Here is a 25,218-nt window from a genome sequence, read left to right as displayed (position 1 = left end):
TTTAGCTTTTGTTCGGTATGTTATTAATTTTAATAAAGTTTTCCTAGTTAGTTTTTTGAGAATATATTTAATCTGCTTTTAAGTTAACTTATTGTGGGTGTCATTAGGAAATCTAGTGAGTGGCGTGTTTTTCATGGGTTTCGGTTACTAGTTTTCAACACCGAAAGCAGAACGGCCTGCTTTATTCAATCAAGCACAAGACATTGAATTAACAGTTAGAGTAGCAAAGTGATAGCAACTCCTTATAAATAATCTAAAAAGGCGTTCAGGTGATTAACCTTAGCGCCTTTTTTGTTGAGCTTTCAGTTTTCTAGCTTTTAAATATTTATTCTTTAAACGTGCATATCTTTAAATAACCACAGCATATAAGCAAAGTAACCCGCTAATAAAAGAGCACCTTCTACGCGTCCTAATACACCTGTTTTTCCTTTGCGCCATGAAATAGAAAAAATGATTAATGCAATGGTTAACGCTATCATTACTGGATAATCACGGGTTAAGACTTCTGGTTCAAAGCCGCCAGGTTTAATTAAACCCGGCAGGGCCATTACGCCTAATAGATTAAAGATATTAGAGCCGATAATATTACCGACTGCTAGATCAAACTCTTTCTTACGGGCAGCTGTAATGGTGGCTGCTAGTTCTGGTAGACTGGTGCCGATAGCGACAATAGTTAGGCCAATGATAAGATCACTAACGGCAAAATATTCAGCAATTTCAACTGCACCCCACACCAAAATACGAGAGGAGGCGATTAATAGCACAATACCCAGTATTAGCCATTTTATAGCCTCTTTCTTGCTTACTTCTTCGGGCAGCTCATCGAGTCTCTCTTGCGATAGTTTATCATCGCCATGACTTTTTGCTTCATAAACAGTGTAAATCAACATGGCAAACATCATGGAGATTAATATCAGCCCGTCAAAAAAGCTAAGATACTGATCCCATAATAGAAATAGGCTAATGGCCATAATCGCGAGCAATACTGGCATCTCACGTTTTATCAGCTTGGAGTGGATGTGCAGCGGGTAAAAGAGTGCGGTTAGTCCTAACATTAAGCCAATATTAGTGATATTTGAACCGAGGGCATTACCGATAGAAAGGCCTGTTTTACCTTGTGCCGCTGCGATAGCCGAAACTAGCATCTCTGGCGCAGAAGTGCCTAAGCCTACTATTACGACACCGACAATCAAAGGTGAAATAGAAAAACTACGGGCCGTATTGGATGCGCCTAAAACAAATTTATCGGCACTCCAAATGAGCAGCGCGAAACCGCTAATTATCGCCAGAGTGGGTAGTAATAACGTTATCACAACAGATAGATCCCTATTTATTGAATATAAAAAAACGCCGGACATCTGCATGTTCGGCGTTTTTTATAATTTTTAAGCCGCTCGGTTTATATTATTAACCACGACCTTCAGCAATGGCTGCCACTGCGGCTAATTCAGCCGCGTGTTTCTCATTCTTCTCTTGACGATCTTGAATATCCATTAACTCATTAGTAATGAGATTCAGTTCAATTTCACGCAACGCGATAACAGTAGGTTTATCGTTCTCTGGCTCAACTAAAGGTGTTTTACCTTGAGTAGCAAGCTGGCGAGCTCGACGAGATGCCATTAAGATAAGATCAAAACGGTTACCAACTACATTTACTGCATCTTCAACGGTTACACGTGCCATTGTTGAACTCCAAAAAATTAATTACACAAAAAAGGGTGCTAATTATATGCGTTAAATGTGATTTGATCCAGCAACTTCGTTTTAAGATTGTTGTTGTAGCAGCTCATTAATGGTTACTTGATACTTAATTGCTTGTTTTGCGAGCTTATTCCGCTGTGATTTAACGATAGCTGAGAATTCCTGCTTAGCGCGCTCAAAGTCATCATTAATAATTAGATAATCGTACTCATCATAATGTGACATTTCAGATTGTGCCTCTGCCATACGTTTAGTGATAATCTCGTGGCTATCCTGACCGCGTTTATTGAGGCGCGCTTCTAATTCTGCGCGGCTAGGTGGCAGAATAAAAACACTTTTTGCTTGGGGCATCATTTCCCGTACTTGTCGTGCGCCTTGCCAATCGATATCCAAAAAAATATCAATTCCTTGTGCTAATGCTTGTTCAATAGCTATTCGTGAGGTAGCGTAATAATTGCCAAATACCAGTGCCCATTCAAAAAAAGCATTTTCTTTAATTAACTGCTTAAATTTATTTACATCCACAAAATGATAATGCTCACCATCTTGTTCTCCCACTCTAGGTGAGCGAGTGGTATGGGAAACAGAAACTTGTACTTTCCAATCTCTTGGTTCAGTTAATAGGGCGTTGATCAGGCTGGATTTTCCTGCGCCGCTTGGGGCCGATACGATATAAAGCGTGCCAACTTGGGACATAAATAATGTTTCCTAAAGCAATAATTGGTTCAATCAGAGGCTAATATCGTATACTATTTGCCCATCTAATTTTTACTTGTCGCGGATTATCCCCTATTTTTAAAGGCGTGTCTTTGCAATTGACAAAATAACTGGGTTTTACACATTATAGAATGTGGCGTAATACTTGCTTATTTAATGAGAACGTTAGATTAAGAGCCATATTGGGCGATAATTAGTAATGGCCGAGGGGTTAATTGTGGATAAACTGCTGCTTAAAGTAGATGCATTGCAAAGTGTATTAAATGAAGTTGGTGCCTATATTTATACTAAAGATGTGCACGGGAGCTACACATTTTGTAACCAACCTTTCCTGAAACTATTCAATAAGCGTTGCGATCAGGTTATTGGCAAGAAGACGGGCCATTTTTTTGATTTAACCTCTACTGATAAATTATGCCGTAACGACCAAAAGGTGATGAGGGAGAATCTTACCCTTGAAACTGTGGATTTGAATGGTGTTAAGGGGCTTGCGGAAAATCGTATTTTCAAAACCATAAAAAAACCATTACATGATAAGCAAGGTAAGGTCATTGGCATGTGTGGTATTTCTACGGATATCACCGATCAGAAAAAGCAGGACATTATTATCAAAGAGCAAAAACATTTATTGGATGCGGTGTTAGATAATGTCGATGCACATATTTATATGAAAGATAGCACCCGTAATTTTCGCTATGTGAACCGTAAAACAGCGGAGTTTATTGGCCTGCCAGCAGATCAAATATCAGGAAAAAAAGATACCGAACTATTTTCTCAAAAGGTTGCGGATAGTTTTTGGGTCGCAGATCAAAAAGTGCTGGATACACAAAAAAAGCAAACCGTTGAAGAGCGTTTTATAAATGCAGAAGGTATAACTAACTACTATCATAGTGTGAAAATACCTTATCAAATAGATGATACAACCTCCGCGGTTATTGGCTTTTCTACTGATATGACAGAATTTTACAAACTCAAAGAGGCGCTGCAAAAACAAGCCAATACCGACTTCTTAACTGAATTAAATAACCGTCGCTATTTTGTCGACCATGCTGAGCGAGAATATTTTCGTGCCCAACGGCACAAGTTGTCGATGGCAGTCATAACCCTTGATATCGACAATTTTAAGTTAGTTAATGATAGTTATGGCCACCCCGTTGGTGATCAGGTCTTAATTGCACTAAGTACGAATCTTGCCGCTAATGTGCGCAGTGAAGATATTTTATCGCGTACTGGTGGCGAAGAGTTTTCTATCTGTTTACCTGAAACTAATAGTAAGCAAGCGATGGTTTTAGCCGAGCGGATACGTTCACTACAAGAAAAACAGATAATCACAAGTGTTCAAGGCGATAAAGTACAGGTTACAATAAGCATTGGTATTGCGACTTTCAAACCCTCTGATAGTCATTTTGACATGCTCTTTTCGCGTGCAGATAAAGCGCTTTATCGCGCCAAAAACAGCGGTAAAAATCGGATCTGTGTAGCAGATTAAATATCAGTCAGCGCTAAAAATTTAAATCCTTTCTGCTATCTGAGCGCCGTGACTTTTGTCCTCAAGTTAGTTCTTTATTAACCCTATCGGGTTGTTGTTATAATAGTTTTTTATCGGTTTAAGCGCTGCTTAAGTGGTGTTTTTAAGCGACTAAATGTAACCTTAGCACTTCTCTCGTTATATTATGGAAAAGCATGAACCGTTATCCCGTTATTGAAATCCCCTTTAACTACCGTGCCACCTGTTGGTTTTGTGGCGAGCCTAAAGATCAAATTATCAACTTTCCGAAATATAACAGCGAAGAGAGCTTGCTCACGCACAGCCCAATTTGCCTACCGAGCTGTGATGAGTGTGCTGCGATTATTAAACGTAGTGCATTTAGCTCGCTTTATGCCTATCGAGATGCAATAAAAAAAGCATTAGTAGTCAAACATCAGAAAATCCTCAGCATAGGATCAAACTGGACTAAGCAGGAACTTGCAGAGTCGCAACTGGAGGGTAGTGCTTTTGAAGGATTTAAACGTAGCGCTTGGTTCATGTTTGAGATGATGCAAGGGCGCATAAATTACCAAGGATGGCCACTCGTGATCGCTAATGAAAAACTCATTATTGAAAGTGAACATGAGAGTTTTGATTTTGATGGGGTCACCTATGTTAGCCTAGATGATGCCGTCACCCATGCAGTAAAAACATTCCATCTCGATGAACAGCTGTTTACCCGGGTGTTAAGTGTGATTGGCAAAGATAAGTTTGGTAATGCCATCCGTTTATGCCGTTTATATCCGGCACTGACCAGTAAAAACCGCGAATCGGTATTTTTAGATATCTTGGAAAGCATTGGTTTATAAAAGCTCCACAAGAGCCACCATTTAGCTCCAACTAAAGAACCGCTATGTTAACGATATGTTGGTTTTTGTTAAGGGTTGACGCCTTTTATTTATCTTCAACTTATTCGACTAAATTAACACCATAGGCGCAGCTAAGGTGATTATTATGTTGAATTTAAATGGTGTTGCTTGTCACTTCCCAGTAACCAAAGAGCAGACCTCGCACTATTTACCTCTCCTAAATGTCGATGCCTTCACTATACAATGTGCTGCGTCAGGAGGGTGAGGCATTCATCCAGTCTGGTTTTAAAAAACTTACCACGCCGATATCGAGGAGACTACGGCCTTTTTACTGGCTGTTAATAATGGCAAATTAAAAGCTGCCTTAGCGATCCGTGGTGGTGGAAGCAGAACAACAACGCCAAGAAGAGGTGGCACAGTGCTTAATTAAGATCGATAAAAAATAAAATAGAGTTAATCGAATCAGATCGCTCTTTGTAATCTAGGAATAGCCCTTTTCTGATAGCGACTAATTATTGCGCGCTTTTAGATGATCTAAAGCATCTGTTAACGAATCACTAATGGTATGGCCTAGGGCGATAATATCATCACTGGGTCTGACTAAATCCGGAACATGGTAAACCTGCATGCCGGCCGCCATTGCGGCGCGTACGCCGTTACTGGAATCTTCAAAAGCGAGGCACTGTTGCGGTAATGTATTTAAGCGCTTTGCTGCAAGTAGAAATATCTCCGGACTAGGCTTGCCATGGGTTACTTCACAACCCGCACTAATTTGCTCAAAATATTCCAGCAATCCTGCTAATTTTAATTTAGTAATGGCCAGTTCTTTATGGGTTGATGTGGCAACTGCAATCGGAATCTGTTGTGCTTTTAAGTAGTTGAGCAGCGCTATAACTCCCTCTTTCACTGGAATAGCTTGTTGCTCAACAATCGGGTGATAGCGGCCCATCCATTCAACACGTAATGCTTCATAATCAAGATCTGCTCCATAACCATTACAAATCACCTCTTTAATACCCTCGGCATTACAGCCGATAATCCCTAAATAGACCTCTTCTAACATAGGTAAAGATAGACTTATGCATGCGTCACGAAATGCTTGTTGGCACACTCTTTCTGTATCTAAAAGCAGTCCATCCATATCAAAAACAGCAGCTTGATAATTCATTCTGATTCCTATTGGTAAATGAGCAGGATAATATACAATAAAAATCGGCTTAGAGCATCTAACGAGTCAAATTGCTATAACCAACATAACAAGAGAGATTGGTATGACTAAAATTTTAACTGAAGACGCGTTTCATAGCGGGGATGTTCCTGTATATACTCAACAATGCGCTGAAAATAGTACGCGTTTTAAGATGAAAGAGGGGATCGCGAATGTCCTTTATTTACCTGCTCATAAAAATAGCGAAGCCCCCAAGGGACAGCAAGGGAGTGGGGAATTAGTGGGCAAATGGTTATATAACGAACAGCCTGATAAGCAGGAAGGGTTATTAAAAAGTAGTATCGAGCTATTTATGGATTCAAGTTTAGCACCTAATGCCAGCGTGGGGTTACATACCCATCTTGATAGCGAAGAGATTTACTATCTGCTAGAAGGGCAATTAACCATTGGGTTAATAGATAAAGAGGGGAAAGTGATAACTCAAATCATAACCCCCGGAGATACACATCTGATTCAACCAGGAGAAAGCCATTTTGTTGAAGCGGGTGAAGAAGGCGCCAGATTTATCGTTGTTGCCGCAAAAGTGCCTTTAAAAAGCAATTCAAAATCGCGCACTAGCAGATAGGTCACGGATAATGGCGCCGTTAAAGCGATGCCTCGATTTCGTTATCTGCATGCCTGAGCCATCTTTTTTCTAATTCAGAAACGGCAAGTGGGCGTGAATAATAATAGCCTTGAATATTGTTAATACCGCAGCTTATTGTCGCCGTTAGTTCATCGGCTGTTTCGACACCTTCAGCAATTACCGAGAGATTAAAGTTATTGGCAAGGCTGACAATGGTTTGCACTATTTTTTGGTTATCGATATTACGATGAATATTGGTAATAAATGCTCGGTCTATCTTTAAAATATCGATCGGTAACTTGGGCAGATAAGATAAGCTGGAATAACCTGTGCCAAAGTCATCAATACTAATTGCTATCCTTTTTTTACGTATTTTATTAAGTAGACCAGTGGTTTGCTCGATATTTTCCATCAGCACTCCTTCTGTCAGTTCTAGCTCGAGTAAATGGCCTGGTATTTGATAGCGTTCAAGTTGTTGAAATAGATACTCAGAAAAAGTCGGTTGACGCAGTTGAATAGCTGATACATTGATCGACACAGGAACCACTTCAAACTTATTATCAAGCCAGTTTCTGATTTGTTGTAGGACTGTTTTTATGACCCAATTACCCAATTCAATAATAAAACCATTCTTCTCTGCAATCGGAATAAAATCGAACGGTGAAATCCATTGTCCATCCTCTATTTCCCAACGCAGCAGCGCCTCACTTCCTATCAATTTCTCTGTACTTGAATCAATTTTAGGCTGATACACTAAACTGAGCTCTTGGTTTGTTATAGCATGGTATAACTGATTAGATAGCTTCATCTTATGGAGTAATTCATCGGCAAATTTCTGGATAAAATAAACACAATGTTTGTTCTTATGTTTTTTGCCTTGAGACATGGCTAAATCAGCGTGTTTTAAGAGGGTTTCATAATCACGTCCATCTTGGGGGGCAACAGCAACACCAAAACTGGCACTAATATCGTAGTTTATCTCTTTCAGTGCGACGGGAATGTCAAATTGTTGAAGCAGGTTAACTTGCAGTTTTTCGAGTGAATTTTCTAATTTTGAATAGTTATGCGCGATAGCAAATTCATCACCACTTAATCGAGCGACGATCGTATTCTCATCAACTAAGGATTTCAATCGTTGTGATATTTGCAGAAGCGCTTGGTCGCCGCTGCTATGACCTAAACTGTCATTAATTGTTTTAAAATTATTGAGATCGAATAAAATAACCGCTACAGCACAGTTATTAAGGTTTAGTAGCTTATTTATTTTTATGTGAAAAGAGGTTCTGTTTGGAAGGTTAGTCAGATCGTCATGGTAAGCAATATGGATCAATTTATACTCGGCATTTTTTCTTTGCGTAATATCCCGCGCCATGCCTGCCGTACCCATAACTTGGTGCTGATCATTAAATACTGGGACTTTAATGGTTTCCGCCCAAGCGGCCACGCCATCTGTGCCTGTGATTTGCTCTTCTGTATGGAATTTCTTCTGTTCCAACTGGGTTTTTAAATCATCTTGGTAGTAACCTTGCGCTTTCTCCGGATCGGAACTGAGATCAAAGTCTGTCTTACCGATAATTTCTTCTGTGGTCAGACCAAATGCTTTAGAAAATTGCGTATTAACAAATAAAAATCGTGAGTCTTTATCCTTAACCCAAGTGAGATCCGGGATGCTATTTACAAGTGTCTGCAAATGCTGGTGTATTTTATTGATCTTCCGGTACTTACGCTCAATTATCAGTAATCGACAGGCCGTAATGAGGAAAGTTATCAGTAGAATGAGTGACAATAGCGACATATATAATTCTAAGCCTGCTGAAATAACGTGTATTGATGATAGCGTTGCTGTGATGCTCTAGATAGCAAAAGCTAACGATAATGTGAACCATACTCATGTACAAGTCAGTGGTATGGATAATATGCAGATCTAGACGGATTTTTCACCTATCTTGTGTCAAATCACTATTTATTTTGAACCTCCGTAGGACAAGCCCAATTGTACGTATCTGCATCGTTGTAAAACCTTAATGTAGAATCACTATAATGCAATTTTATGCCTAGCAGCTAAGTATATTCAGTCTGCTCACTTTGCAGTAACATGGATATAGACGCATATAATAAATAATTCTTGCACATAACAAGGAATTTAAAGAACTTACTAATTATAGCAGACAAACTCAAATTACGTAAATGGGGGGAGGGGCCATTTCTATATTCATGATGCTTGAATATGCTTTAGTAGGAACTCTGCCCAGAGATCCGAATAAGGAATCACATCAGGGGGGCTTTCAAACTGAGTCTTTGCAGGGCAAGGCAAATCGCACCCGTCGGTGTCGTTCTATAACCTTAACGAACGACTGTACTGCCATTTTATACCTCGCAGCGAGGTGCAATTTGGCTTGCTGATTTTGCATCTTGAAGTAACATGGGGCATATCTATGTGCTGTTTAGATTATTTCTAGTCACCTCGTGGGGTGAACACGCTATTTTTTATTATTTGGAGATTTCTAATTGAACAGATTTATTCATTCCATTGCAGTCAGTGCATTGTTGATTGTTATCTTTTTTAGTTCGCTTGCCCAGGCTCGCGAACAAAGCTCAACAGGTTGGTTAATTAATCCCAACCATCCACCTGTTTCCGTGCAAATGCAGTTAACAGGGCAGAGCGATCCATTATTACAGACCGTTAATGGCGTTTTACAACTGCGTTTGGAAGATGACTGGAAAACTTATTGGCGCTCGCCAGGTGATGGGGGAGTCGCTCCCGCTTTTGATTTCTCGCCGTCAACCAATATTGACGATGTTGTTTGGGGATGGCCGGCCCCCAAACGTTATCCTGTACTCGGGGTAGAAACCTTAGGTTATAAGGGCGTGATAAACTTTCCGCTTACGCTGTATGTGCAGGATGTAGTAAAGCCAGTGCGGTTAAAAGGTCGGTTAACCATCGCCTCATGTACTAATATCTGCGTATTGAGTGACTACGACATTGAATTGAACTTTACACCTAGCCACTTGTTAATGAATAGCGACGCACTTTTCACTTATAATCAAGCCGTGGGTGCGGTGCCCATGAAAATAGATAGGCAGGCAATTGAAAAGAGAGAAACTAGCTCTACAATCAGCGGTTTTCGATCCGCTTGGGACAATCAAAAGCAGATACTTATTGTACAAGTAGAGAACAAGTTGGGTTGGCAATTACCGGATATTTTTATTGATTCATCAGATAGTGAGCTTGATGGTGTTAACTTTTCAGCCCCTAAAATAACCTTTTCGGGTGATCAAATTAATGCGCAAGTGGCTGTCAGTAGCTGGTCAGGACGGGTTGATTTAAATAATAAATTATTAAATGTCACCGTGATTGATAAAGATTTGGCGGTGGAGTTTGTTAGCCAGCCAACCGATCAACTTGTACTGAACGGTTCTAATAGCTTACTGTCGATCTTTATTTTTGCTTTAGTCGGCGGGCTTATCTTAAATATTATGCCTTGTGTTTTACCTGTGTTGGGGATGAAATTAAGTAGCATTCTCTCGGCACACGGCATTGAACGTAAACAAATTCGCCGACAATTTATAGCCTCGTCTTTGGGTATTTTAACTTCGTTCTGGTTATTGGCCGTTTTTTTATTACTCCTCAAGTTTTCAGGTGAGGCACTGGGCTGGGGAATTCAATTTCAAAGCCCTTATTTTATTGCTGTAATGGTTGTGGTCACCGCTTTATTCGCCGCTAACATGCTCGGATTATTTGAAATACAGTTGCCCACGGTTATGCAAACTTGGTTGGCGAGTAAAGGATCGCACTCCTATCTCGGACACTTTCTGCAGGGGATGTTTGCAACATTACTGGCTACGCCTTGCAGCGCGCCATTTTTAGGCACTGCTGTCGCCTTTGCTTTAGGTGGAAGCGCATTGCAGTTGTGCTTGATTTTTACAGCGTTAGGGCTGGGTATGGCCTTACCTTGGTTATTGATTGCTGTCTTTCCAGCACTTGTTCTGTGGCTACCCAAACCGGGGCAGTGGATGAACACGATTAAAACTATTTTTGCTTTAATGATGTTAATCACCAGTTACTGGTTATTAAGTTTATTAAGTAGTTTTATTGGTAACACGGCGACTCTTTCAATCGCCCTATTGTTGACGCTTTTATTATTGTTCTTAATAGGTACAAAGCGTGGCAAAAAAGTATTACTAATTGTTCTGGCTACTATTTTAGTCAGTAGCCTTGCCATTACATTTGTTACCCGCTTAAGCGCTAATCGATGGGCCGCACATTTGCCGGAACTGCAGTGGGTACCTTTGGATAGCCAGCAGATAGCGCAACAAGTTAAGCTCGGGCATGTGGTCTTTGTGGATGTCACTGCTGACTGGTGCGTGACCTGCAAGGCAAATAAAATTGGAGTATTGTTACAAGATCCTGTGTATAGCGCACTCCAAAATGAAGGTACTATCACTATGAAAGGAGATTGGACGCACGCCTCGAAGGATGTCACTGAGTATCTGCAATCTTACGGGCGTTTTGGTGTGCCCTTTAATATTGTTTATGGCCCAGGCGCTGAGCAAGGCATCCCATTGGCAACTATTTTAAGCAGCGATTCGGTGCTTACGGCGATACAGCAGGCAAAAGGAAAGTAGGTGCAGCTACTTATCCGCAAGCTATCAATCTGCATCCTGAGGTCTATTTTTAGATAACCTCAACTCGGGATAATGGAAACGTAATTGACATAAATATCAATTAGTTAAAATTTTACAATATACTGTATCGTTAGTTTTGCGTAGTTCAAGGCGAATCATTGTAGCAATAACTGGTTATTGGTAGATTATTTAACGCTGAAATCCGCGTAAATAACGGTATTGTATCGTTTTGCTTAACCCGAGCTGAGGTTAGATATTAACGGATAAATAAAAAATGCCGTGATGGGTTCCCACCACGGCCTTCTTAATAGTGTAGATGTGGGGTTACTTACATTTGCTGACCATCATCGTACCGCTATGAAGACTTTTATCGACTTTAAAGCTGTACACATAGGTGCCCGCTTCAGGAATGGTAATCGGTGATTCAGTACCATATCCAGATGCTGTCTGTATTGGCTGCTCTTGACCAATAATCACACTTTTTGATTTAACTACAGCAAATTCCGATGACCAATCCGCAGCCGCAAATTTAAAGGCAAATGCGCCGGGCTTAGCCTCTTTAACAACAACTTGGTAAACGCCATTACCTTTATACTTGAACTTACGTGAAGTAGGTGTCGCATTAAAGCCATCACCGCCTTTATAAGTACCGCGGATCCACATGGTTTTTTCAAGTGGTCCTTTTCCTTTTACGGTAGGGGCATCACATTTTGCAAGGATACCTGTACCCGTCAGACTTGCTACTTTAGTATTGATGCTTGGTCCCGCTTTTGTTGGCGAGGTTATTTTATAGAAAGCGGCAGTAAATCCAGGAAGGGTTATTTCATATTGGCCATTAATTAAGGAAACATTTTGTTTCGCTAATAAGTTAGTTAGCTCACCCTCACTCCCTATCGCACTACTTTTGAGCTTGATTTTGGCTTCTTTCCCTTTCGTATTGACTAAATACAGAACGTGGTCATCGGCTGCATCTTTACGATCGATATAAACATTTTCATCTGAATAGATATGTGTACGGCTACCGTTGTATAACGCTGGATTAGCAGCACGCATCGCCATTAAAGAAGATACATAATTTTTCAAATCAGCTTCTTGTTTATTCAGTACCGTGACTTTACCGCCAACAGTAGTCGCTATGCCTTCAATTTTTGCGCTGGTACGTGCAACATGATCATCACAAAGTCCGCTTGCACCATCACAGTTTTGATACTTCGCTTCAAAATCATCAACCTGATCACCAATCTCTTCACCGTAATAAATCGTAATAGGTCCACTATAAGCGGCCATAAAACTAAATGCAGCTTTGTGGCGATCCCAATATTCAGGATCTTTAGGATCGGCGATATAACCACGCTGCAATAGATCACCAAAGCGCACTAGATCGTGGTTACCTAACATAAGGTTGGGCATGGCGTGTTCAGGGTAGGCCATGTGAGAGAAAAGCCCATCATCTAGATGAGTTGCTGGGCGATTGCCGCCGCTATTTTCATCAACCGCAAAAGTTTGTACTACAGAGTAACGAACTGGAAAATCGAAAGCCGATGGCAGGGCTTGAGCCTTATCGCTACCATAACCTTGTAGAGCGATATCATTGGCGCCAGTGCGCCAAATTTCAGCGACCATATAGCCAAGCGGATTAACTTTTTGGCCTGCTAATTTATACGTTTGTGCAGCTGACGCTTTCTCGACTGCTTTGCGAATTTCAGCCCAATCTTTAACCGGCACTTGATAAGCTTGATCTAAACGCCAGCCATCAATTTGTAGCTCATTAACCCAATAGGTTGCGACCTCTTTGTAGAAAGCGAGATCGTCTGGATATTTTGCTTCAAAACCGACATTACCGACAGGCGCTCCTGAGGTGGGTAAGCGTCCTTCTGGTGAAGGAACTACATTGCCTTTGTGATGACCAAAAACACCATCAAAAATGACATACATACCTTTTGCATGGGCTTGTTTAACTAACTCTTTAGCCTGTGCTAATGTGCCGAAATGAGGGTCTATTTTAAAATAATTACTGGCAAAATAGCCTGTCGCATCAAGTCTGTCTATCCAATCACTCTGTCCTTCAATGGCAACCGACTCAAATATAGGGGTCAACCAGACGGTATTCATGCCTAATGATTTAATGTAATCAAGCGACGCGGTAATACCAGCAATATCACCTTTATGGTGACTGGTTCCGTACGCGGTCCCGAAATCTGCATTGCTGTCGGCATCAATAAAGGACTCAACCATGACCTGATACATACGCAGGTTACAGGCGGGTTTGTTGCTCTGAGGTTGATTACAGATGAGGTGGTTATCAGATGCCGATTTGGCTTGAGTAACATTTACGCTATGAATTTTTGAAGAAATGGCTGATTTAGCAACCTTGCTCTGATTGATGGCCGTTTCACTTGTTGTGCTGCAGGCAGAAAGTAAAGCGGAGATCGATAGGGCTAATAGTGTTTTCCGTAACATTATTTGTTTACCTTATAACTTGAAAATTAAATGAACTTATCAAAAAAAGTGGCTAATTCTAGCCTAAATAGAGAAACAGCTAGTGGTTACAGATCACACTCTATTATTTGCAAGCAGAGCAGAATAGTAAAACTATGATCAACTAAGAAATCATAGACAAAAAAATGAAAATCTGTTTATAGTTCTACAACTATTGTGTTAGGGCGTAGATGTACTTGTGCTTAGAGGGGCGTAGGATATTTTCAATGGCGTTTTAGTGGGTATTATTTTGCACGCCTGTAGTAGCCGCTTTATAGATCGTGTTTGATCAACGGCGCTAACATTTTCTCCAGACCATTTAATTTCACCTCGTAGATTAATGCCAGCTGCTGGCCTAATTTCCCTTCTGGGAAGCCTTTGCTACAGAACCATACCAAATAGGGCTCCGGAAGGTAAATGAGTTTACGACCCGCATATTTACCAAAAGGCATCTTTTGGTTGATGGCGTCACTGAGTAGTTGTGGATTATCTAACAAGATATTTACCCTTATATTATGGTGAATGGCCTTTTTAGGCGCGTTACTTTAACATAGCCAACAGGTTTGTCTTGGTGATAATGGCGGTGTTATACACTCAGACTATCTGAAGATACTTGCGGATATTAGAGCAAGATACAACACCTGATAGTGGTCATTCCCTTCTCAAGTGTTATAACGCCGAGCTAGTTTTGCATATTGAAGTAACATGGGGATATATTCTACCGTGATCTGAAACAGAATCCGCTTATTGACCCTCGATACTTAAATTATTCTAAGATGCTGGATTCAGGAAATCGAGTTCTGAGCCTATTACCAATCCAAGGAAATTGATGGTTAATCATATTAAAGCATGCTCCTGCGAGCAGTTAGAGCTGCTGCGAGATATTTCAATCGAAACTTACCGCGATACTTTTACTGACAGCAATAGTGACGCGTTGATGCAGCAATATCTGGACACCGCGCTAACCCGTGAAAAATTACAGATGGAATTTCATCACCCAGGCAGTCAGTTTTACTTTATTTATTCAGCAGGGCAGGTCGCTGGATTTTTAAAGGTTAACGAAGCCAGTGCACAAATTACCACTAACGTTGCTAACGCGCTTGAAGTTGAACGTTTTTATATTCGCAAAACGTTTCTGCGTAAGGGGCTCGGTAAAGAGTTAATGGGTTTTGCCTGTGAATTAGCGCAACAAGCAAAAAAAGAATCGCTCTATTTAGGGGTATGGGAAGGAAATTTTCGCGCTTTACATTTCTATAAACGAATGGGATTTGAGAAAGTTGGGTCACACCTATTTGATATGGGGGGAGAGATGCAAACCGATTGGGTTTTGAAAAAAGAGATCAAAGAGCAAAAGAAATAAAAATGGGTCTATCTTAGTTATAAAATCCAGCCTAGTAGGGTTTAAAACCGCGCCAGCATAAATACGGATGCGGTTTTTGTGACGCTATAAATGTTGCATTAGTCCATCAAGTGTTCAAGTCCATACACTAGCTCATGGCGTTTAACGACTTCCTTGCATGCTAAGCAAATGCCCGGCATGAAAGATTCTCGGTGCTGTGAATTATGCTCAATTTTTAATGTTTCACTTAACCCACCAAAGAAAACGGTCTGTTGTGCAACGACACCCGGTAAACGTATCGAATGCAGTTTGATACCATGTAACTCGGCACCACGCGCGCCTTCGATGAGCTCTTTATCGCTACAAGGCGTCGCCGCTTTAATGCGTGCTGCAGCAATCAGTTCAACGGTGCGTATCCCTGTCCCTGATGGGCTTTCTTCCTTTTGTGGGCTGTGTGCTTCAATGATCTCAACATCGGGGAGATATTTGCCTGCCTGAGCTGCAAATTTCATCATTAATACCGCACCAACAGAAAAATTGGGCGCGATCAGACCACCAATCTGTTTTTCTGCCGCCAATGCCTGCAGTTGATTTACCTGCTCTGTTTGGAAGCCACTGGTGCCAATGACCGGAGACGCACCAGCATTAATAATAATTTGAGTATTAGTAAAACCGGCAGAAGCTGTGGTTAAATCTACGACGACTTGTGCACCGCTCTGTTTAATCAAAACAGCAAGGTCATCACCAAAATCACACTGGCCCACGAGCTGTAATTGAGGATCATTTTCAATGGCTTTAACCGCTTCACTACCCATGCGCCCTTTGGCACCATTTACTATGACTTTAATCATGGTTATTCCTTTCGTATTTTTAATATGACAAAGGGCAACGTTATTCATGCTGCTTTGCATTTAATTATGAGTGCTTATAAAAAATATAAGTCGCGAAACCTACCCAGCTTAAAACGAATAACGTCCAAGGTAAGTAGTTATTACTCTGTTCTTTTGTATCAATTTGTATTTCAGTCGCTTGCTCAGGTTGTTTTTTTCTGTTTTTCTTATTCGCTTTATCGGCTTGGCGTTGTTTGTTTTTGGCCATTTTTTTGTATTCAGCAATACCCTTTTGGATGCCTTGGGCAATAAGACGCGTCTGCTCTTTTGTTTGCCCTGGTTTTTGCGTTTTTTTGGCTACGACCAGTGCCTCATCTTGGGTTTCTGCTGAGATCTCGTTATTTTTATGTTTAGCCATTTTATCTACACTTTTTGTTTTTAAGTTGCGTTAATCGTGTCAGTGATTTCTTATTGATCATCTTTAGAAAGCTTTCTGGATCATCATAATTATATTCAAAAAGATGCGCCACCACTTTGCCAACCAGCGCTTTACTCTCTCTGATTTCAGCGTGGCTGCGTCCGCATCCTTGGCAAAAATCACCATCACTAGTACATTGGCTAGTGCAGGGGCTAAATTTCATGGTCAACTCCTTGTGTTGCTGAACTCAGCTGTAAAATCGAATATAATAGTAAACCCAAAGGGGGGTAGACAAGCCAGTCTAGCAATTTTAGAGCGTCTAATCATGAATTTTAACCTTCTTATATTTGCTATTACGGTTTGATCCCAATGGCATGCCTAAACTACTGCTCAGTAAGCAGAGCTGTTTAAAGGGGCTGGTAGATCATTATCCTTAGGTTATTTTCGTTGCAATCGCAATTTTGCTCATTAGATAGTCTATTTTTTGCACGTGCAAATGAATAGATAACAAGTCGATTTTTTATGACCGCAGATCACCTCGATAACCGCTCACGCGTGAAGGAAATATAAAATGAAATTTCAATTAGACCCGCGTTTACAAAATGATTGTTATCTACTGGCTGAGAGTGACAATAGTCGCTGGCTACTGCTTAACAATAGCTATTTTCCCTGGTTCATTATTGTCCCTAAAACCACTCAGACAGAGCTTTATCTGCTACCAAAAAAGCAGCAAGAACAGCTGCAACTGGAAAGTAATTTAATCAGTGAATTTGTGATCAATCATTTTAACTGTGATAAATTGAATGTGGCCAGTATCGGTAATATTGTTAAGCAGATGCATGTGCATATTATTGCCCGCAACGAATCAGACCCTTGCTGGCCGGGTGTTGTTTGGGGAACCAACCATAAACAACAATACACGCTTGGCGCCGCCTTAGAAATTCAGATAAACTTAAAGCAGTTTTGCCTGCATTCGGGGATAAATGAATTTCAATTTGCGCCACTTCAATAAAGCTCCTGCTGAGCATTGATTTTATCTGTACAAAGGTTCTATTATTCAATTCAATTGAAAACGAATGAATCTATATTTCTAATTTAATTTGGATCTATCATATTATTAATAGTTAAGGAAATGTGGAATGATTGAACTTTCACAACTGTTTAAAGATATAAAGCAACTGCCCGTTTTGCCTATTTTATTACTTGAACTAATGGAAAGCTTCTCCCAAGAAGGTGCTCGTGTTGAAGATATTGCCAAAAAGATAGGTATGGATCAATCAATCAGTGCAAAAGTAATTCGCATGGCCAATTCAGCTGCTTATCGTCGCGGTAATGAGGTTGAATCAATTGAACGCGCAGTCATTCGCTTAGGTTTTAATCAGGTGCGCAGCATTGTTGTGGCGACTTCGTTATCAAATGTTTTTCCCGATACCCCTGGCTTTGATAAAAACAAGTTTTGGAAAGATACCTTCACCACGGCAAGTATCGCTAAAGCGCTTGCCAAGCATGCTAATATTAATGAAGAAACCGCATTTACCTGTGCCATGATGCATAATATTGGTGAACTATTATTACAGATTCTCAAACCTGAAGAGTGCTCTTTAATTATGATGGCAATTGAAACGGGTGAGCCCCGTTTGTCTGCGCAACGAGAGACTTTCGGCTTTGATTACAGTCAAATTGGAGCGGAGCTCGCTAGACGTTGGAATTTTTCAAAAGTTTTTTATGATGCAATAGAGCAACAACTTGATCCTCTTTCTTATGAAACACCATCCAAAGAGGCGATCTTAATTCGTTTATCTGTTTTTGCTAGTTTCGCATGGGCAGCTGGACTGCCCGCTAAAATGATAGTGGCACGTTTCCCTAGCACATTAACTGACTACCTGAATTTAAATAAAGAAGGCTTGGTCGATGAATTTGATGAGATGATTGAAGCCGGGCAGGAACTTGGTCGTTTACTCGCCAATTAGAAGCGTAAATCGTGTTTATTCTGTTGTAAAATATAAAGTGGCTTTGCATATTTATGGGCTATTTTTTCTGCCCGCGTATTATCTTTACCATCATAAAGACAGAGCTTATCAGCTTGTCTAATTAATGCTAAATAACCCTCATTTTGTAGATATGTAGTATTACTTAGCTGCTGTTCGGATAATAGGCAGATAGTCGCTTTAAGGTCTAATACTGGCAGATAAAACTGACCTTGTAATAATTTTTGGATATTAACGAGGTGGCCTGCACCAGAAGGTTCAATAAAAATACGCTGTGGATTAACCTCTTTAATTAGGCGGTTTAAAGCGACCCTAAAAGGGAGACCCGCACTGCAGCATAAACAGCCGCCATAGACTTCTTTAATAAAAATATTATCGATTAGGCAATCGGCTTTAGCATAATGCACATTGCCAGATTCATTGACTAATACCGCCCACTTTTCATTAACTGGCTTATAAGTTAATAGTTGCTGAATCAAGGTGCTTTTCCCTGCCCCTAAGAATCCCCCAATAATATGGCAAGTTATTTTTTGTTTCATTAAATCTACTCCGTAAACCCCATTATCATAGCATGTATGCAACTTCCTCAGTTATACTGCTAATGAAAATTTAAAATAAGCAAATTAACCGAGGTGATTATGATTTACAGCATGACAGCATTTGCACGTAAACAATTTAAAGGTGATTGGGGAATTGCCGTCTGGGAAATTCGCTCTGTAAATCAACGTTATTTAGAGACCTACTTTCGCCTTCCTGAGCAGTTTCGCGGTCTTGAAATTAAATTAAAAGATATTTTCCGCAAACGCCTCCAGCGAGGAAAAATAGAATGTAATTTACGCTTTGAAGCCAGCAGCGGTAATGAAAATGCGTTAAGCATGAATTGTGAATTAGCGGCACAATTGATTCAAAATGCGCAATGGGTACTCGATACAGCGGGATCGGGTACATTAAATCCAATCGATATTCTAAAATGGCCTGGTGTAATGCAAGCACCAGAACAAGATCTCGACTTAATAAGTATTGAACTAATGGCGGGTTTTGAAGAGACGTTAGAAGAGTTTATTGACGCGCGTATTGATGAGGGCAGTAACCTTTCCGTGTTTATCGAACAACGTTTAGCTGCTATTAGTGTACAGGCGAGCAAAGTCCGAGCTTCTATGCCTGAAGTACAAGCATGGCAAAAAGCGCGTATTCTTAAAAAATTCGAAGATGCTAGCGTTGATTTAGATAGCACGCGTGTAGAACAAGAGTTGGTGTTACTAGCACAAAAATCCGATGTGGCAGAAGAGTTAGATCGCTTAGATTCTCATATCTCGGAAGCACGCAATGTATTAAAGAAAGGTGGGCCAGTAGGTCGTCGTTTAGACTTTATGATGCAGGAGTTTAATCGTGAAGCAAACACCTTGGGTTCTAAAGTGATTAACAGCGAGATCACCGCGGTCGCAGTTGAATGCAAGGTGTTAATCGAGCAAATGCGCGAGCAGGTGCAGAATATAGAATAGTGTCCGGATAGGTTCGTAACTGCCTTTTGGGTGCTGGTTTTGCTGGGTTTGTGTTGTTTTGTTGTCCGTGGTGGTTCGTCTTAGTGTGGTGGGTTCCATTGCTAAGTGGTGAGTTATTCGGTGGGTATGTTATACTTTAGCTAATAATGGGTGGTGGGTAACTTCTGCCCCCCAATTTAACTGGGGTGAACAGGCATATGGGCAAGCTAACAGCAAAAGAAGTAGAAGCTAAAGCAAAGGGTAAGGTAGGACGATTCGCAGATGGGGATGGCTTGTATTTTGTCGTCCCTAAGTCTGGCAAGGCACATTGGATGTTAAGGTTTTCCTCCAATAAAAAACGCAAAGAGATGACGCTGGCCAAGTATAGTGATCTGTCTTTAGCTGATGCGCGTACTGCTGCGTCCCTTAAAATGCAACAACTCCGTCAAGGTGTTGATCCCCTCATTGAAAAGCGTCGTACTCAGCAAGGCTCAATTAAAGTAGTTGATGATCTTTTTGCTGATTGGCAAGAGGGTAATGTAAAACGCTTAAAACACCCCTCTATCCCTGCTCGGGTTTATCGTAAAGATATTGCGCCTGTTATTGGTGAAATCAAACTCGATAGCATAAATGCTAGAGATATCAGGCGAGTAATAACTTCAATTAATGATTCAGGCCGTCCGGCTATTTCTAATGATGCCTTAGGCTACTGCAAACAACTCTTTAATCACGGCATAAAACTAGACCTGCTGGGCGCGAACCCAGCAAGCGCATTTACGGTAACTGATGCTGGTGGAATAGAGAAAAGTAAGGATAGAGCCCTAAGTCTTGATGAACTTAAATTCTTTTTCCAAAAAGCGCGTGATAATCGTGATAGTTTTAGTCGTGACAATTATTTAGCTTGTGCATTGCTGGTGGTGTTAGGTGTTAGGAAAGGGGAGTTAACAGAAGCTTTATGGCAGGAGTTTGATTTAGTAGAAGGTAAGTGGAGCCTTCCTAAAGGGCGTAGTAAATCAGGTGTCGGCATTGTTATTCCATTGCCGGAAGTCGTTTTAGAATGGCTTCAGGAGCTTAAAATTAGGGCTTGTGGTTCAGATTATGTATTTCCCAACAGGCGAAGCAGCAAACGTCCATATATGGGGGCAGATACCCTAAACAGGGCAATTACTAAGCTATTTGGTCACGAGGCGGGTAAGAAGAAACAGCCTCCTAATCAGATGGGGGATATGGAACACTTCACCGTACATGATCTACGTCGTACCTGCCGAAGTCTCTTAGCGGCACAAGGAACGCCCGGCCATGTGGCCGAGCGCTGTTTGAATCATAAGTTAAAAGGTGTTGAGGGTATTTATGATCGGTATGATTATTTTGATGAGAGGTTGCAAGCCTTTCATCAACTTGCTCACACAATAGAAAAACTGATTGTTTGAATAATAGTTCTTATTACTGCGTTTAACGGCATAAACACCATCACCTTCCAAGTGAGCTCACTTGGAAGGTGATGGTGTGATTCTATTTATATTACTGTCTTTCAATAGCTCCAATCCTCATAAGCAAGCGGTAAGCTGTTAAGCAAGTTTCTGCGTTCTCGCCAATCGGGCATGTTTTTATCCATAATACGCTTAAAGCGGTCATTATGATGACGTTCTATTAAGTGAACTAATTCATGGACTAGAACAAACTCAATACATTCAAAAGGTTTTTTAGCTAACTCAAGGTTTAACCAAATCCGTTTGGCTTCAATGTTGCAACTTCCCCATTTGGTTTTCATCTTCCTAATACCGATAGTTTCCGGTTTTACATCAAGTTTTTTTTGCCAATAGGGGAGTAGCTTTTCTAATGATGTTTTTATTTCTTGGCGGTATAAGTTATTTAATAACTTAAGCCTATTTTCTACGCTTGTATTTTCAGTGATAGATAGCTCTATTTTATCGTCGCCCTTTACTTTCACCTGGAACTTTCCCGTTGTTTCAATTATTGAAAGGCGATACTGCTTACCCCATAAATAATGACTTTCACCTCTCACCATTTCGCGAGTAAGTTGGCGAGGTTGATTAGCAAAATCTGCTTGTTGTTTCTTTATCCAGGCAAGCTTATTGATCACTGCAAGGCGAATTGCTTGTTCACTCGTTATATGAGGCACAGACAAGCGTACTCGCCCATCAGGAGGCAGTACGCTTAAATGTATATTCTTAATAGTTTTACGATTGAGGTGAACCTTAATACCAGCAATGATCAGTTCACTGTTTTGATCGGCTAATGGCATTAATGATAATCCTTTTGTGCTTTAACCAGATCCATTACTTCTACAATATCAACGTTATAGCTGGCTGTTTCTTCTCTAATCGCATTTGCTATTTCACGTTCTTTGAAGCGATCACCTAACCAGTCAGCTTTCTTCGTGTAACGAACCGCGGAATCAATTTTAGTGGTTAATACCTCATCCTTGCCCAGGTTATCGTATAAAGCTTGTTTTGCTGCAGAATCAACGGTATCGGGGTAATTTGCTTTACTCGTACCGCTTGGATTCACTACCTTTCTAGCTAATGCTTTAATCTCTTCAAGGTATGTTTGATAATCCAGTGCTTTTTCACGTCGAAGTTTAATGATGTCATCTAATAGTGTAGACATCTGCTCATAGTACTTAGGGTTAACAGGGTTTTCATCAACAATGGTTTTACGCACATTATTTTCAATGGCCTCAGCCATTGCTTCTTCATCACCTTTTATACCTTCAGGTAATGAATAAAGACCTTCTCCATTATTATTAACAACGAGATCGATTAAACCTAACTCTTCAAAATCCATCAGCAATTCACTATCATCTGCACGGATATACATATCGAGTAAACCACGCATAGCCGGTTCGAAACGTTTCATTTCTAGCAGATCACCACTAGCAACTTTTACTTCATCACGCACTTTTTCGAAATAAATAACTGCTTGTTTAACTTTTTCTGCTTCTGCCACAGAATAACCTGCTTGTTGCATTTCATTTGCAAGGTTTGCGTAAGACCTTAATAACTTAGCAACCGCTTTATACAGCGTAAGCCGTAGCGCTTCTTTCTCGGAGCGTCCTTCTTCTTCCGTCAGTTCTACACCTGATTTACCACAGAAATAATGAATAAAGTCAGTGGTATGACGAGGGGCTTTAACGGGTTCACACACTGCGCGGACAGTTTCTAATGCAGTATCGAGATCTTCTCTTGCTTGTACCAATCTATCTTTTAATAATCCAGCAACATCTGCTTCATCGTAGCCATCGAAAGCTTCGGCTGTATAATCTTTTATCGCTTTATCTAATGAACGAAATAAATCTTTATAATCGACAATATAACCGTACTCTTTATCTTCGCCATCTAAACGATTAACACGGCAAATTGCCTGAAATAGATTGTGATCAGCCATATTTTTATCAATATACAGATAGGTTGCTGATGGCGCATCAAAGCCCGTTAACAGCTTATCCACTACAATTAGCAGACGCATTTGTCCTGGCTCATCAACAAAACGCTTCTTGACCGCTTTTTCAAATTCCTCTACTCGTTTAGCCGCTTCATCTTCACTTTGTTCAAAATAGTCTGCCAACATTTTACGATAGGTGTCGTATTTGAATAACTTTTCAGTTTGCCCCTCACCAGACTCTTCACCTTTAATGGTGCTTGCGGCTGGTTGATAGCTGGTCACAATGGCACATTTTCCGGCTAAATCAGTCTTATTAAAGAGGTCATAAACGACACAGGCTTGATGTACGCTTGCACACACAAGCATTGCATTACCTCGTCGAGACATTAACGCTGGTTTCAATTCCATGTCCATCAAAATGTCGCTAACGATTTGTTCTAGGCGTGACTTGCTAGAAAGCAGTTTTTGCATCGTTCCCCATTTCTGCTTCAGCTGCATACGCGCTAGATTAGAGATACCTTTTGTTTTCACTTCAAACCATTGATCTACTTTTTTAGTCGAGGTTAAGTGTTGGTCTATATCACGAGCTTCATAACGTAAATCAAGTACTACACCATCACTAACCGCTTCATTAAATTTATAGGTATGAATGTAAGGACCAAACACCTCTAATGACTTTTTCTTATCCTTCTTCATCAGTGGTGTACCTGTAAAACCAATAAACATGGCATTAGGGCCCTCTCTACCACTAAGTAGGGCTTTCATTGCGGTATGTAACTTACCTGATTGTGTACGGTGACATTCATCCACCAGCACAAATAAATTACCTTTTGGGGAAAAGTTAGTGGGGAGGTGTTCGGCTAAGGAATCAATATATTCAGAAGTCGCGCTATCATCATCTTCATCTGTGACGACTTCGCCATTTCGCCCAAACTTATGGACTAATGAACAGATTAACCAGGGGTTTGCTTCATTTAAAGTGGTTATTAAATCTTGGCCGCTTGTCGTGCGATAAATATCTTCATCAACACCAGAGAATACACCTTCAATTTGTTGGTCTAGTTCAGTACGGTCTGTCACAATTAAAACACGCGCGTCGGTAATGTTTTCTCTAATCCACTTAGCCAACCACACCATGGTTAAACTTTTACCAGACCCTTGCGTATGCCAGATAATACCACCTTGTTTTGCTGCGATATGTTTTTTAGCTGCTTGAACACCAAAGAATTGATTATGACGACAGGTCTTTTTAATACCTGCATCAAATACTATAAAGTTATGAATAAGTTGTAAAAATCGCGTTTTATTACAAAACAGGGCAATATGTTGATCAAGTATTGTTTCCGCTTCGATACCAGCTGTTAACAGTGTTTTTTCGCTATCTGGTTCTTTCCATTCTAGGTAATATTTTTCAGTGGTTTCAATGGTGCCGTAACGAAGACCTTGCGTATCATTACCTGCCATCACTAACTGCATCGTCGTAAAGAAATTGCGAATAAAGGACTTTTTCTGATTATCTAAGTTTTGGCGAATACCTTCACTAACGGAAACCGATGAACGTTTTAATTCAATGACACCTAAAGCAATACCATTTACATAAAGTACAATATCAGGACGTTTTTTTAACTCACCTTTTATGGTGACTTCTTCTGCAATCGCAAAATGGTTAGCTTCAGGATTCTCCCAATCAATAACCCAAACCGTTTTTATGGCTTCACCAGCACCTTCTTTCTCTTTCACGCCATAGCGTAATAATCGATATAGCTCTTTATTGGCATCAAAGAGTTTTTTACCTTCACCTAATGCTGAAGCTGCATCAAGTTTGCGCAAGGTACGAGAGATTAAGCCGTCAGAAACACCGCGCTTAGTTAGCCATTGACTGAGCAGACCGACTTCAATATTGCGATTGTTTTCACGATATTGCCAATCACCTAAATAGTCGTAACCAAGCTGTTTCTTGAAAAACTGAACAACGCGATCTTGGGTGACACGTTCTTTCTGACCAACTTTACTCATGAACCAAATCCTTTCAAATCATCATTACGATCAAGCAACGATCAAGCAAATTAAAAGCTATAAAATCAAATTGTTAAGGGCCATTTTCT

22 protein-coding genes are annotated in these 25,218 nt (G+C 40.5%); 9 read left to right on the top strand and 13 right to left on the bottom strand.

Annotated features, from left to right (window positions below; all coding sequences use genetic code 11):
* Positions 1–332: 332 nt before the first annotated feature.
* The 3 genes from KSO91_RS02170 to gmk form a co-directional block, all read right to left on the bottom strand.
* Complete coding sequence (locus KSO91_RS02170; protein WP_238740902.1) at positions 333–1,313, bottom strand: calcium/sodium antiporter; 981 nt, start codon at positions 1,311–1,313, stop codon at positions 333–335.
* Between the two features lie 94 nt (positions 1,314–1,407).
* Entirely contained in the window at positions 1,408–1,683 is a 276-nt protein-coding gene (gene rpoZ / locus KSO91_RS02165) for a DNA-directed RNA polymerase subunit omega (RefSeq protein WP_238740900.1), read from the bottom strand.
* A gap of 81 nt (positions 1,684–1,764) precedes the next feature.
* Complete coding sequence (gmk, locus tag KSO91_RS02160; protein ID WP_238740898.1) at positions 1,765–2,397, bottom strand: guanylate kinase; 633 nt, start codon at positions 2,395–2,397, stop codon at positions 1,765–1,767.
* Between the two features lie 238 nt (positions 2,398–2,635).
* Here gmk and KSO91_RS02155 point away from each other — a divergent pair, with 238 nt between their 5' ends.
* Positions 2,636–3,907: a sensor domain-containing diguanylate cyclase gene (locus KSO91_RS02155; protein WP_238740896.1), complete on the top strand. Its 1,272-nt coding sequence runs from the start codon at positions 2,636–2,638 to the stop codon at positions 3,905–3,907.
* A gap of 194 nt (positions 3,908–4,101) precedes the next feature.
* Positions 4,102–4,755 (top strand): hypothetical protein, encoded by a 654-nt coding sequence (locus tag KSO91_RS02150; RefSeq protein WP_238740895.1) that lies wholly within the window; start codon positions 4,102–4,104, stop codon positions 4,753–4,755.
* A gap of 508 nt (positions 4,756–5,263) precedes the next feature.
* On the opposite strand, the gene KSO91_RS02145 is transcribed toward KSO91_RS02150, so the two are convergent.
* Positions 5,264–5,923: an HAD family hydrolase gene (locus KSO91_RS02145; protein WP_238740893.1), complete on the bottom strand. Its 660-nt coding sequence runs from the start codon at positions 5,921–5,923 to the stop codon at positions 5,264–5,266.
* 103 nt (positions 5,924–6,026) lie between these two features.
* Between KSO91_RS02145 and KSO91_RS02140 the strand changes: the two genes are divergently transcribed.
* The gene (locus KSO91_RS02140) at positions 6,027–6,548 is read left to right on the top strand and encodes a cupin domain-containing protein (protein ID WP_238740891.1); all 522 of its coding nucleotides are present in this window, start codon (positions 6,027–6,029) and stop codon (positions 6,546–6,548) included.
* Positions 6,549–6,567: 19 nt separating this feature from the next.
* Here the strand turns inward: KSO91_RS02140 and KSO91_RS02135 are convergent, their stop codons facing one another.
* Positions 6,568–8,343, bottom strand: a complete 1,776-nt coding sequence (locus KSO91_RS02135) for a sensor domain-containing protein (RefSeq protein WP_238740889.1) — start codon at positions 8,341–8,343, stop codon at positions 6,568–6,570.
* Between the two features lie 713 nt (positions 8,344–9,056).
* Between KSO91_RS02135 and KSO91_RS02130 the strand changes: the two genes are divergently transcribed.
* Positions 9,057–11,174 carry a protein-disulfide reductase DsbD family protein gene (locus tag KSO91_RS02130; protein WP_238740888.1) on the top strand — a complete coding sequence of 706 codons (2,118 nt, stop codon included), beginning with the start codon at positions 9,057–9,059 and terminating at the stop codon, positions 11,172–11,174.
* 324 nt (positions 11,175–11,498) lie between these two features.
* Here KSO91_RS02130 and KSO91_RS02125 read toward each other — a convergent pair whose 3' ends face one another.
* Both KSO91_RS02125 and KSO91_RS02120 read right to left on the bottom strand, forming a co-directional pair.
* Positions 11,499–13,634 (bottom strand): alpha-amylase family protein, encoded by a 2,136-nt coding sequence (locus tag KSO91_RS02125; protein ID WP_238740886.1) that lies wholly within the window; start codon positions 13,632–13,634, stop codon positions 11,499–11,501.
* Positions 13,635–13,924: 290 nt separating this feature from the next.
* Positions 13,925–14,149 carry a DUF3820 family protein gene (locus KSO91_RS02120; RefSeq protein ID WP_238740884.1) on the bottom strand — a complete coding sequence of 75 codons (225 nt, stop codon included), beginning with the start codon at positions 14,147–14,149 and terminating at the stop codon, positions 13,925–13,927.
* A 332-nt stretch (positions 14,150–14,481) separates the two neighbouring features.
* On the opposite strand from KSO91_RS02120, the gene KSO91_RS02115 reads away from it, so the two are divergent.
* On the top strand, positions 14,482–15,012 hold the full coding sequence (locus KSO91_RS02115; protein WP_238740882.1) for a GNAT family N-acetyltransferase: 531 nt from the start codon (positions 14,482–14,484) through the stop codon (positions 15,010–15,012).
* 98 nt (positions 15,013–15,110) lie between these two features.
* Here the strand turns inward: KSO91_RS02115 and dapB are convergent, their stop codons facing one another.
* The 3 genes from dapB to KSO91_RS02100 all read right to left on the bottom strand — a co-directional run bounded on the left by dapB (position 15,111) and on the right by KSO91_RS02100 (position 16,462).
* Entirely contained in the window at positions 15,111–15,842 is a 732-nt protein-coding gene (gene dapB / locus KSO91_RS02110) for a 4-hydroxy-tetrahydrodipicolinate reductase (RefSeq protein ID WP_238740880.1), read from the bottom strand.
* Positions 15,843–15,906: 64 nt separating this feature from the next.
* Entirely contained in the window at positions 15,907–16,239 is a 333-nt protein-coding gene (locus KSO91_RS02105) for a DUF2956 domain-containing protein (protein WP_238740878.1), read from the bottom strand.
* A 1-nt stretch (position 16,240) separates the two neighbouring features.
* Complete coding sequence (locus KSO91_RS02100; protein ID WP_238740876.1) at positions 16,241–16,462, bottom strand: DUF1289 domain-containing protein; 222 nt, start codon at positions 16,460–16,462, stop codon at positions 16,241–16,243.
* A 348-nt stretch (positions 16,463–16,810) separates the two neighbouring features.
* Here KSO91_RS02100 and KSO91_RS02095 point away from each other — a divergent pair, with 348 nt between their 5' ends.
* Entirely contained in the window at positions 16,811–17,251 is a 441-nt protein-coding gene (locus KSO91_RS02095; RefSeq protein WP_238740874.1) for an HIT family protein, read from the top strand.
* A gap of 127 nt (positions 17,252–17,378) precedes the next feature.
* Entirely contained in the window at positions 17,379–18,209 is an 831-nt protein-coding gene (locus KSO91_RS02090; protein ID WP_238740872.1) for an HDOD domain-containing protein, read from the top strand.
* Here the strand turns inward: KSO91_RS02090 and KSO91_RS02085 are convergent.
* On the bottom strand, positions 18,206–18,766 hold the full coding sequence (locus KSO91_RS02085; protein ID WP_238740870.1) for a GTP-binding protein: 561 nt from the start codon (positions 18,764–18,766) through the stop codon (positions 18,206–18,208). The two genes, KSO91_RS02090 and KSO91_RS02085, sit on opposite strands and share 4 nt — an antisense overlap.
* Positions 18,767–18,865: 99 nt before the next feature.
* On the opposite strand from KSO91_RS02085, the gene KSO91_RS02080 reads away from it, so the two are divergent.
* Positions 18,866–19,729, top strand: coding sequence for a YicC/YloC family endoribonuclease (locus tag KSO91_RS02080; RefSeq protein ID WP_238740868.1), 864 nt, complete (start codon positions 18,866–18,868; stop codon positions 19,727–19,729).
* A 197-nt stretch (positions 19,730–19,926) separates the two neighbouring features.
* On the top strand, positions 19,927–21,138 hold the full coding sequence (locus KSO91_RS02075) for a tyrosine-type recombinase/integrase (protein WP_238740866.1): 1,212 nt from the start codon (positions 19,927–19,929) through the stop codon (positions 21,136–21,138).
* Between the two features lie 101 nt (positions 21,139–21,239).
* Here KSO91_RS02075 and KSO91_RS02070 read toward each other — a convergent pair whose 3' ends face one another.
* A complete protein-coding gene (locus KSO91_RS02070) occupies positions 21,240–21,974 on the bottom strand; it encodes a M48 family metallopeptidase (RefSeq protein ID WP_238740864.1) in 735 nt (244 codons plus the stop codon).
* Positions 21,974–25,129, bottom strand: coding sequence for a type I restriction endonuclease subunit R (locus tag KSO91_RS02065; protein WP_238740862.1), 3,156 nt, complete (start codon positions 25,127–25,129; stop codon positions 21,974–21,976). Before KSO91_RS02065 ends, KSO91_RS02070 begins: the two co-directional genes overlap by 1 nt.
* Positions 25,130–25,218: the final 89 nt, after the last annotated feature.

This window comes from Psychromonas antarctica, assembly GCF_022267535.1.
Taxonomy (GTDB): domain Bacteria; phylum Pseudomonadota; class Gammaproteobacteria; order Enterobacterales; family Psychromonadaceae; genus Psychromonas; species Psychromonas antarctica.
The sequence above is the reverse complement of the archived record's forward strand: the minus strand, read 5'-3'. Positions and strand labels throughout refer to the sequence as shown.

Bases quoted from the DNA above. Each gene is read 5' to 3' on its own strand.
- rpoZ (WP_238740900.1), bottom strand. From the start codon at position 1,683: ATGGCACGTGTAACCGTTGAAGATGCAGTAAATGTAGTTGGTAACCGT.
- gmk (WP_238740898.1), bottom strand. From the start codon at position 2,397: ATGTCCCAAGTTGGCACGCTTTATATCGTATCGGCCCCAAGCGGCGCA.
- KSO91_RS02150 (WP_238740895.1), top strand. From the start codon at position 4,102: ATGAACCGTTATCCCGTTATTGAAATCCCCTTTAACTACCGTGCCACC.
- KSO91_RS02145 (WP_238740893.1), bottom strand. From the start codon at position 5,923: ATGAATTATCAAGCTGCTGTTTTTGATATGGATGGACTGCTTTTAGAT.
- KSO91_RS02140 (WP_238740891.1), top strand. From the start codon at position 6,027: ATGACTAAAATTTTAACTGAAGACGCGTTTCATAGCGGGGATGTTCCT.
- KSO91_RS02135 (WP_238740889.1), bottom strand. From the start codon at position 8,343: ATGTCGCTATTGTCACTCATTCTACTGATAACTTTCCTCATTACGGCC.
- KSO91_RS02125 (WP_238740886.1), bottom strand. From the start codon at position 13,634: ATGTTACGGAAAACACTATTAGCCCTATCGATCTCCGCTTTACTTTCT.
- KSO91_RS02115 (WP_238740882.1), top strand. From the start codon at position 14,482: ATGGTTAATCATATTAAAGCATGCTCCTGCGAGCAGTTAGAGCTGCTG.
- dapB (WP_238740880.1), bottom strand. From the start codon at position 15,842: ATGATTAAAGTCATAGTAAATGGTGCCAAAGGGCGCATGGGTAGTGAA.
- KSO91_RS02105 (WP_238740878.1), bottom strand. From the start codon at position 16,239: ATGGCTAAACATAAAAATAACGAGATCTCAGCAGAAACCCAAGATGAG.
- KSO91_RS02100 (WP_238740876.1), bottom strand. From the start codon at position 16,462: ATGAAATTTAGCCCCTGCACTAGCCAATGTACTAGTGATGGTGATTTT.
- KSO91_RS02095 (WP_238740874.1), top strand. From the start codon at position 16,811: ATGAAATTTCAATTAGACCCGCGTTTACAAAATGATTGTTATCTACTG.
- KSO91_RS02090 (WP_238740872.1), top strand. From the start codon at position 17,379: ATGATTGAACTTTCACAACTGTTTAAAGATATAAAGCAACTGCCCGTT.
- KSO91_RS02085 (WP_238740870.1), bottom strand. From the start codon at position 18,766: ATGAAACAAAAAATAACTTGCCATATTATTGGGGGATTCTTAGGGGCA.
- KSO91_RS02080 (WP_238740868.1), top strand. From the start codon at position 18,866: ATGATTTACAGCATGACAGCATTTGCACGTAAACAATTTAAAGGTGAT.
- KSO91_RS02075 (WP_238740866.1), top strand. From the start codon at position 19,927: ATGGGCAAGCTAACAGCAAAAGAAGTAGAAGCTAAAGCAAAGGGTAAG.
- KSO91_RS02070 (WP_238740864.1), bottom strand. From the start codon at position 21,974: ATGCCATTAGCCGATCAAAACAGTGAACTGATCATTGCTGGTATTAAG.
- KSO91_RS02065 (WP_238740862.1), bottom strand. From the start codon at position 25,129: ATGAGTAAAGTTGGTCAGAAAGAACGTGTCACCCAAGATCGCGTTGTT.